6 protein-coding genes and 1 tRNA gene are annotated in these 9,014 nt (G+C 74.2%); all 7 read right to left on the reverse strand.

Annotated features, from left to right (window positions below):
• Positions 1-524: 524 nt before the first annotated feature.
• Positions 525-595, reverse strand: a tRNA-Gln gene (locus VF746_22250).
• An 82-nt stretch (positions 596-677) separates the two neighbouring features.
• Positions 678-2,912: a cyclic nucleotide-binding domain-containing protein gene (locus tag VF746_22255; GenBank protein HEX8695150.1), complete on the reverse strand. Its 2,235-nt coding sequence runs from the start codon at positions 2,910-2,912 to the stop codon at positions 678-680.
• A 290-nt stretch (positions 2,913-3,202) separates the two neighbouring features.
• Positions 3,203-4,099: a 4-(cytidine 5'-diphospho)-2-C-methyl-D-erythritol kinase gene (gene ispE, locus VF746_22260; protein ID HEX8695151.1), complete on the reverse strand. Its 897-nt coding sequence runs from the start codon at positions 4,097-4,099 to the stop codon at positions 3,203-3,205.
• A 194-nt stretch (positions 4,100-4,293) separates the two neighbouring features.
• A complete protein-coding gene (locus tag VF746_22265; GenBank protein HEX8695152.1) occupies positions 4,294-5,430 on the reverse strand; it encodes a hypothetical protein in 1,137 nt (378 codons plus the stop codon).
• A 98-nt stretch (positions 5,431-5,528) separates the two neighbouring features.
• Positions 5,529-6,605 carry a lysylphosphatidylglycerol synthase transmembrane domain-containing protein gene (locus tag VF746_22270; GenBank protein HEX8695153.1) on the reverse strand — a complete coding sequence of 359 codons (1,077 nt, stop codon included), beginning with the start codon at positions 6,603-6,605 and terminating at the stop codon, positions 5,529-5,531.
• 7 nt (positions 6,606-6,612) lie between these two features.
• Positions 6,613-8,040, reverse strand: a complete 1,428-nt coding sequence (locus tag VF746_22275; protein HEX8695154.1) for an Hpt domain-containing protein — start codon at positions 8,038-8,040, stop codon at positions 6,613-6,615.
• Between the two features lie 11 nt (positions 8,041-8,051).
• The gene (locus tag VF746_22280; protein ID HEX8695155.1) at positions 8,052-8,792 is read right to left on the reverse strand and encodes a pyridoxine 5'-phosphate synthase; all 741 of its coding nucleotides are present in this window, start codon (positions 8,790-8,792) and stop codon (positions 8,052-8,054) included.
• Positions 8,793-9,014: the final 222 nt, after the last annotated feature.

Raw genomic sequence — 9,014 nt, forward strand, 5'->3', positions numbered from 1 at the left:
TGAAAAGGTCTCACACAGAGGGCACAGAGAACACAGAGGAACAGCGGAAGAGATTGAAGTTCTCTCCGTGTCCTCCGTGTCCTCTGTGTGATGCCAATCTGTTTCTCGCGAACCAGAACAATGCTCGGAAACGTGGTATGATTCCAATCTGTTGCTGTTCTGTTTGGAACCAGAACGATGCTCCGAAACGTGGTATCATACCAGTTCGCAGAGGATCGCTCGGGTATATAGGTCCCTGAAAAATCTCAACCGGTTCGGAACCAGAATCATGCTCTGCAACATGGGTGTCACGCGTCTTCCGGGATTCGCGCTGCGCTGAAGGCTGTCGATCCGGAGAGAGCCCGGTGCGCTGATCCAGGACTCGCCGCCGAAGCCGGCCGGGACACGGAGGAAACGGAGGCCGACGGAGAACCGGGAGGGTTCTCTGTTGACTCTGTGTGGTCCCTTCGCTGGAGAATCCGGATCCTGACGCAACCTGGAACGACAAAGCCGCAAGCCTCTGCCGTGGAGAGACTTGCGGCTCATTGCCCCCGGAGGATTCGAACCTCCACCAGCGGTTCCAAAGACCGCTGTGCTGCCATTACACCAGGGGGCACCCTGGTCCGCGGATCTGCGAGGCGGGAGAACGACTTACGACCGCGGAAGGCGCAAAAAGCTAACGGCGCGCGCCCGCGAAATCAACCGCCGCCCGTGGCCGACGGCCCCAGCGCGCCCGTCTCCACCCAGGCCGGCACCGCGGTCCGCGCGTACTCGTAGCCCGCGGCCACGATGCTCTCCAGCGCGTCGAACTCCATGAGCCCGAAGGCGTCGATCGGGGGGCGCAGGCAGACGTCGGCCAGCTCCATCGCCTCGCGCTCGCGGTAGGCGCTGTGCAGGAGCGAGGCGCGCATCACCACCTCCATGAGGGAGGGGAAGCGCACGGGGCGGCGCAGCAAGCGGCCCTTGAGCACCTGCCTGGGGGTGGGGACCTGGTCGCAGGTGAAGGCGGCGTCCTCCTCCACCGACACCTCCGAGGCGATCACCACCCCCGCGCCCAGCTGCCGCATCACGTCCGACGGCAGGTTGTTCAGCAGCGCGCCGTCCACCAGCAGCTCGTTCCCCTCCAGCACGGGCGGCGCGATGCCGGGGAGCGAGGCGCTGGCGGTGGCGGCCCGGAGCAGCGAGCCCCGGCGGTGCACCACCATCTCGGCGGTGGTGAGGTTGCTGGAGACGCAGAAGAAGGGGATCCAGAGGTCCTCGATCTCCAGGTCGCCGTACATCATCCGCCCGCACACCTCGGCCTTGGCGGTGCTGAGCACCGACACCAGCGGCAGGGTGAAGACGCGGTGCGGCCGCATCTCGATCCACATCCGCCGGTTCATCTCCACCATCTTCTCGGGGCTCCACCCCATGGCGGTCTGCGCGGCCAGCGAGGCGCCCATGCTGGTGCCGCCCACCAGGTCCACCGGCACCCCCGCCTCGCGCAGCGCCCGCAGCACCCCGATGTGGGCGAAGCCGCGCGCCCCGCCGCCCCCCAGCACCAGCCCCACGGCGCGCCCGGCCAGGTGGCGCGCCAGCCGGGCCAGGTCGGCCGCGTCGCCCCAGCGCAGGTGGTGGTGGTCCTCCACGCGGCGCGCGTCCAGCCAGCGGCGCGTGCCCCGCGGGAGCCCGTCGCTCCCCTCGGGGTGCACCAGCACCAGCGAGCGCCGCGCGTCGGTGACGCCGCGGTCCACGCTCAGGAGCCCCTTCTCCACCTCGTCGGGGCCGGGGTCCTCGTCGGCGCGCGCCAGCAGGAGCACGTGGTCGGCGCGGCGCAGGCAGCGGCGCGTCCAGGCCGACACGCGCGGCTGGGCCTCGAACACCACGAAGCGGTGGGCCGCCTCGCGCGCCTCCAGCCACGCCAGGAGCCGCGCGGCCTCGGGGGCGTCCTCCCACGCGTCGGCCAGGCCCGGCTCGCCCGTCATCTCGTTGACCACGGGGGCGGAGAGCCGGAGCGTGGGCCCGTGCCGGGCGAGCGCGGCCGCCAGCCGTTCGCAGAAGGCGGACACCGGCGCGCCGGGGCTGGCCCCCAGCACGGCCACGCTCGCCACGCGCGCCCCCGTGGCCGTCCCGGCGTCGCCCTTGTGCAGCCGCTCCACCAGGCTGCGGGCCACGTGGCGCAGGAGCTGGGGGCGCCCGGCGACCAGCGCCTCGAACTCGGCGTTGGTGAACTCCACCAGCACGCTGTCGCGCACCGCGCGCACGCGGGCGCTGCGGGCCTCGCCCAGGAAGAAGCTCTTCTCGCCGATGCTCTCGCCGCGCCCCACCTCGCCCAGCGCCCGCACGCTCCCGTCGCGCTCCACCCGCTCCACCGCCAGGCGCCCGCTCACCACGAAGAAGAGCGAGCCGGAGGGCGCGCCCTGCTCGAAGAGGAGCTGCCCGCGGTCCAGGTACGCCCAGTCGGCGGCCCGTTCCAGCTCGTCCAGGAACGCCCCGTCCAGCGGCCCCACCATGGGGCACAGGCGGCAGAGGAGCTGGCGCTGCTGCACGCGGCGCAGCGCGGCGCGCAGGTCGGGGTGGCGGTCCTCCAGCCGCAGCGTGTCGGCCTCGGGCACGCGCGCGAGGCTCGCGGGGCCCACGGCGCGCACCCGCGCGGGGAGCGGGGCCGCCGCCAGCGGCTGCAGCTCGTCGAACGCCTCCCCCGCCGCGATCAGGCGGATGCGCGCCTCCTCCTCGCCCGGGCGGGGCTCCACCGCCTCCACCTCGCCCTCGAGTACCAGGTAGAGCGCGTCGCCCGCGTGGTCCCCCTCGAAGAGCGCCTGGCCGGGCTCCAGGCGCACCGGCCGGGCGGCCGCGGCCAATGCCTGGAGCGACTCCTCCGCGAGCCCCGCGAAGAGCGGCGACGCGCGGAAGCCGGAGACCAGCTCGGGAGGAGGGGCTTCGAGCGACTGCATGAGAAACCGCTGCGGGTGAGCAGGCGTGGCGGATGGTCGAAGATGTGCCGGGCGGGCGCTCAGAGCAAGGCGTGCCTGGTCGATCCTTCCCCGATCGAGTGTTCCCCGATTGAAATCGGGGGCTACGAAAACACGAAGTCCGCCCTGCGCGGACTGCTCGCCGAGGCTCGCTGGGAGGGCCGTCGAGGCGGGAGGACCTCGCCCCCGCAGCCTCGCGCGGTTTGCGAGGCTTCCTGCGGTTGTTGCCGCGGCTTGAGCCGCCCGGACCGAGACCAGTCCCCCGACTCGATTCAACCCGGCACCGGCGCCGGCTCCGCGTCCAGCGTGCGGGCCCGCCAGCAGCGCATCCCCAGCGCCTCCAGCCGCGCCGCCGCCCGCTCGCGCTCCGCCTCGCCCTCGAAGACGCCGAAAACGGAGGAGCCGCTCCCCGCCAGCAGCGCGATCCGCGCCCCCTCGGCCCGCAGCCCGGCGAGCGCATCGGCGAGGACGGGGATGCGCTCCACGACGACGGGCTCGAAGTCGTTCCCCGCCAGCGCGGCGACGGCGTCCCAGCTCACCAGCGCCTGGGGGTCGAGGAGGGTCGCGCGGGGTCGATACGTCCCCCCGCGCAGCTCCGCGACGCGGCGGAAGGCGTCGGCGGTGGGCATCGCCTGGCCGGGGTGGGCGACCAGGACGGGGCGCGGGGGGAGCGGCGGGAGCGGGAGCAGGCGCTCGCCCCGCCCCCACGCCAGCGCGAGCGGCGATCCGCAGGCGAAGAACGGCACGTCGCTCCCCAGCTCGGCCGCCATCTGCAGCAGCGCCGTGCGCGGGAAGATTCCGCCGTGCAGCGCGTTCAGCGCCCGCAGCACCGCCGCCGCGTCGGAGCTGCCGCCGCCGAGGCCGGCGGCGGAGGGGATGCGCTTCACGAGATGGAGATCCACCGCCGCCTCTTCGCCCAGCTCGCGGTAGAAGCGCTCCGCCGCGCGCAGGGCCAGGTTCTTCTCCGGCGGCCCCGTGTCGACGCCGCCCTCCACGCGGAGGCGGATGCCGGGGCCGCCGCGCGCCACCCCGACCTCGTCGGCGAGGGAGAGCGCGCAGAAGAGCGTCTCCAGCGAGTGGTAGCCCGACTCTTCCCGCGCCAGGATGCGGAGGCGCAGGTTCACCTTGGCCGGCGCGTCGAGGGTGACGGCGTTCAGGCGCTCAGGCACTCGCGTTCCGTGGGAGAATCAAGGTCGGGATGGACGGCGAAGACATGCGGGCGACGTTCCGCTCACCGCGGCCAGGATCGGCGCGAGGCGGCCACGGGCGAGGCAGGCCTCGCCCCTACGACCTTCTCGCGAAGCCCGCCCTCTCGCGTGCTGCCGCACTTCGCACTTCGCACTTCGCACCTCGCACTTCGCACTCACATCAGCAGCGCGTCGACGCGGTGCGCGTGCACCATGGCCTCGCAGGGCGACCAGGCGAAGACGGTGAAGCGGCCGTCCTGCGACGCCACCAGGGCGAGCGCGTCGCGCTGGTCGTAGACGAACTGCGCGGCCGAGAGGTGGCGGGTGCCGCCCAGCGTGGAGGGGTCGACGACGCGCATCTCGTCGCCCAGCACCGGCTCGGTGAGGGCGACCCGCTCCACGCGCTCGCTGCCGCGCATCCGGACGAGCCTCACGCCGAACGCGAGCACCCTGTACCGCCCGTCGAGCACGGTGGCGCCGTCGACCGCGGTGAGGCCCGCGACCGCCTCCACCGTCTGGCGGAACGCCTCGCGCCATACCGGCTGCCTGCGCTCCTCGTCGCCGGCCCGCAGCAGCGCGGGAATCTCGCGGAACGGCTCGACCGCGTAGAGGAGCGGGTGCGCGGCCGACTCGCGCCAGGCATCGGACCCCTCGGGGACCACCAGCAGCGACCCGCCGTGGCGGTGCGCGCGCATGGACGTGGCCAGCTGCACCAGGACGCTCGCCGGCTCGCCGTCGGCCGGCGGCACGTCGAAGCCCAGCAGCGATGCCAGCAGCGACGGGCAGTCGGGGAGGCTGGCGGCGGCCGGGTCCACCACCTTGATCCGGTCGGCCTCGATCACCGCGACGGTGCCGAACTTGTCGAGCTCGTCGCCACGCCGGTACTTGACCACCAGCAGCCCGGGCTCCACCACCTCCAGCACGAAGCAGAGGGTGGGCACCGAGCGCGTGGTCCCCCAGACGCGCAGGTCGCCGCCGTCCTCCCAGACGCCCAGGTGGATCCCCGGCCGCTCCACGGCGGGAGCCAGGCGGGCCAGGTCGCGCGGACGGAGCGGGAGCGGCCGCTCGAACACCATGGGGTGCCCGGACCGGTCGGGAGGGACGAACGCGAGCGAGATCTTGGGACTCTGGCCCTCCTCGCGTTTCAGGCTGGCCCAGAACGCCGCGTCCACGATCCGCTCGACGGCCGACTCGTCGGGGAGCGGCGCCAGCTCGCGCACTCCCCGCTCCCGCGCCGCCGCGGCGTGGGCGGCCAGGTTCCTGTTCACCGTCCCGGCGACCGCACGCGCGGCCGGGTATCCGATCCTCTTCATCGCCCCCGCTTTACCCGCGCACGGCTGCTATCTCGACCGCACTTCCGCACTTCCGCACTTCCGCACTTTCGCACTTTCGCACTTTCGCACTCACGCACTCACGCACTTCCCCTCCCCCCGTCCATCCGCGGGTCCCGTTCCACCTCCTCCTCCACCTCCTCCTCCACCTTCTCCGCGCTCCCGCGCAGGTCGCGCCAGGACAGGCCCAGGCTCCACACGTACCAGAGCCCGATCCCCGTCACCGACAGCCAGCCGCCCAGGTGGAAGCCGATGGCGAAGGAGATGGCGCGCGTCTCGTCCACCCCCCAGAGGAGCAGGCCGTAGCGCGCCGCCGCGTGGAAGGTGCCGAAGAAGCCGGGCGCCGAGGGGATCGAGACGGCGATGGCGATGATCGACTGGAGGAAGACGGCACCCACGAACCCCGGCTCGGTGATGCCGAAGGCGTGGAAGGCGAGCAGGTACGACGTCGCCAGGAAGGTCCACTGGAAGAGGGCCCACGCCACCGACGCCGCCAGGAGGCGCGGGCTGCGCAGCACCCCCAGCCCCTCCACGAAGGCGTGCACCGAGTCCACCAGCAGCCGCCGGAACCGCTCGGGGAAGATGCGCGCCACGCGCTCCACGGTCCGCACGGCGGGGCGCGGGTAGAGCGCCATCGCCAGCAGCACGCCTCCCACCACGACCGCCATCACCGCCAGCACGCGGGCGGCGGCGCGCGGGTCCACGCCGCTGAAGCTCCCCGTCATGGTGGGGAAGCCGGGCCACGACATGACCCCGAAGAGGAACGACACCATCACCAGCCCGTCCAGCACCCGCTCCAGCACCAGCGAGGCGAACACGGAGCTGACGGGGAGGGCGCCGACGCGCGCGCACACCAGGGTGCGCACGAACTCGCCGACGCGCGCGGGGAGGAGGTTGTTGGCCGCGAACCCCACGAAGGTGCCGGCGATGCGCGGGTGGAACGGCACCTCGCGGCCCAGCGGGGCCAGCAGCGTCCCCCAGCGCAGCGCGCGGATGTGCATCCCCAGCGTGGACACGGCGATGGAGGCGGCCAGCAGGAGGTAGTTGGCGCGCCGCAGGTGCTCCCACACCTGGCGCCAGTCGATCCCGCGCAGCGCCAGCCACAGGAAGAACGCGGTCACCGCCAGCCCGACGGCGACCCTCAGGCGGGACTTCATCCGCGGCTCACGCCCGCGTCCCCAGCCCCAGCTCCACCAGCGCGAACAGCTCGTCGAGCGCCTCGCCCAGCGGCGTCCCCCGCCCCGCCGCGCCGCCCGCCGCCGCCTCCACGCGCGGCCGCATCGCCAGCGCCTCGCGGAGCGCCTCTCCCGGCGCGTAGAGGAGCGCCTCCACCGGCACCACCCCGTCCTCTCCCGCGACGGAGGCGACGGACGGCGCCGGCGCCGCGTCCTCCTCCGGCTCGACCTCGACGGCGGTCTCGGTGAGCGGCGCCGCGCCGGGGAGGGTGGAGCGCAGCCGCCGGAGCGCCGTGCGCGCCTCCTCGGCGGAGCCCGCGCGCCCCAGGCTCTCCGCCGCCTGGTCCGCCGCCGCGGAGAGCATCGTCATCCCGTACGTCACCGCCAGCTCGCCCACCCCCGCCGCCAGCTCCGCCAGCTGCCGCGCGATGCGCCCGAAGCGCGCCGGCCGCTGCGAGAGCCCGGCGATCAGCCCCTCCGCGCGGTCCAGGAAGCCGGTGGCCTCCATGCGCAGGAAGCCCTCCACCTCCGGCGCGAGCGAGGCGCCGGCGGCCTCCGCCACCGGCGCCAGGGGAGACGACACCACGTGCGGCCCCGCGTCGTCGAAGAAGAGCCGGCTCACGGGGACCACGCCCGCCTCCGCCGCGTCCGCCTCGCCCTCCGCCGCGTCGCGCAGCTCGCGGAAGCGCATCAGCTCGGACGACTCGCCGACGCCCTCGCCCCGCTCCAGCTCGTCGCCCGCCGAGCGCAGCGCATCGCGCCCGGCGGCCAGCACCTCCAGCTGCCGCCCCTCCGCGCGGGGGCGAGCGAGCACCTCGTGCGCCGCGTCCTCGATCCCCTCCAGCAGCTCCAGCACGGGCGCGAGCGAGTCCATCCCCGCCACCCCGCGCACCGGCCGCATCCGTCGGAGCACCGCCCGGAGCGGCTCGCGCGCCGCCGGGTCCGCCTCCAGCGCGGAGAGCGCGCGGCCCATCTCCTCCACCACCCCCGCGATCTCGCGGCGCAGGAACTCGTAGAGCTGGTCCCCCGCGCGCGGCACCTCGACCCCCCGCCGCCCCGTGCCGACCCCCTCCCAGCGCGCCGCCGCGTCACGGGCGCGCGCCTCCTCCGCGGCGCCCCAGCGGCCCTGGCCGGCGACCAGCACGCGCAGGTCGTCCACCGTCTCCCGCGCGCGCCGGCGGACCTCCTCGCTCCAGGGGAGCACCCCGTCGCGTAAAGACCGCGCCCCGTCCTCCAGCCGCTCCGCCACCGCGGCCACCCCGCCGGCGCCCGCGATCTGCGCGCTGCCGCGCACCCCGCGCGCCAGGCGGAAGAACTCCACCGGGTCGGGGGCGTCGGACGATGCGAGCAGCGCGTCCAGGCGGTCCAGGAACTCGCCGGCTTCCTGGGCGAAGTATTCGCTCAGCGGCTGGGACATGCGTTCTCCGGTCAGGCGGTGGGGCGGTGGCGGCGGGCGCGGCGCAGGACGGCGGCCATCTCGCGCGTCGCGCGCTCGATGCCGGTGAAGACGGAGCGGCTCACGATCGAGTGCCCGATGTTCAGCTCCTCGATCTCCGCGATCGCAGCCACGGGCGCCACGTTCTCGTAGGTGAGCCCGTGCCCCGCGTGCACGGCCAGCCCCACCGAGCGGCCGAGCGCGGCCGCGCGGCGCAGCCGGCCGAGCTGCTCCGCGCGCTCCGCCCCGCGGGCGTTGGCGTACTCGCCCGTGTGCAGCTCGACGGCGTCGGCGCCCAGCTCCGCCGAGGCGCGCACCGCGTCGGCGTCGGGGTCGATGAAGAGCGAGGTGCGGATCCCGGCGTCCTTGAGCCGCCGGACCGCGTCGCCCAGCCACTTGCGCGCGACCTCGCCGTCCAGCGCCACGCCGCCCTCGGTGGTCACCTCCTCGCGCCGCTCGGGGACCAGCGTGGCCTGCATCGGCTTCCAGGCCTCGGCGAGCGCGAGCACGTCCGACGCCGCGGCCAGCTCCAGGTTCACCCCGGTGCGGACGGTCTTCAGGAGGAGGTCGACGTCGCGGTCCTGGATGTGGCGGCGGTCCTCGCGCAGGTGCACGGTGATCCCGTCCGCGCCGCCCAGCTCGCAGAGCACCGCCGCGCGCACCGGGTCCGGCTCGTCGGTGCCGCGCGCCTGGCGCACGGTGGCCACGTGGTCGATGTTGACGTAGAGCCTCATCTCATCCGAGTCTGGACTCAGCGATCAAACGGCGAAACCGCAACGGCCGGTTCGGGCGTGTCCCTCCGCTGCGCTCCGGGTCGGGCTGCGCGCGCCGTAGGGCACGATACGACTGTGCCCAACGGCGCCGGGCCCCCACCGCGCCAGGGATCCCACGGAAGGCGCGGCAGCGGTGCACGCGCGGTGGGTTCCCGGCCCTCCGGGCGCGCATCCCTCACGCAG

Origin of the sequence: Longimicrobium sp. (assembly GCA_036389795.1) — a bacterium.
Classification (GTDB): Bacteria; Gemmatimonadota; Gemmatimonadetes; order Longimicrobiales; family Longimicrobiaceae; genus Longimicrobium.

Bases quoted from the DNA above. Each gene is read 5' to 3' on its own strand.
- VF746_22270 (HEX8695153.1), bottom strand. From the start codon at position 6,605: ATGAAGTCCCGCCTGAGGGTCGCCGTCGGGCTGGCGGTGACCGCGTTC.
- VF746_22275 (HEX8695154.1), bottom strand. From the start codon at position 8,040: ATGTCCCAGCCGCTGAGCGAATACTTCGCCCAGGAAGCCGGCGAGTTC.
- VF746_22265 (HEX8695152.1), bottom strand. From the start codon at position 5,430: ATGAAGAGGATCGGATACCCGGCCGCGCGTGCGGTCGCCGGGACGGTG.
- VF746_22255 (HEX8695150.1), bottom strand. From the start codon at position 2,912: ATGCAGTCGCTCGAAGCCCCTCCTCCCGAGCTGGTCTCCGGCTTCCGC.
- VF746_22280 (HEX8695155.1), bottom strand. From the start codon at position 8,792: ATGAGGCTCTACGTCAACATCGACCACGTGGCCACCGTGCGCCAGGCG.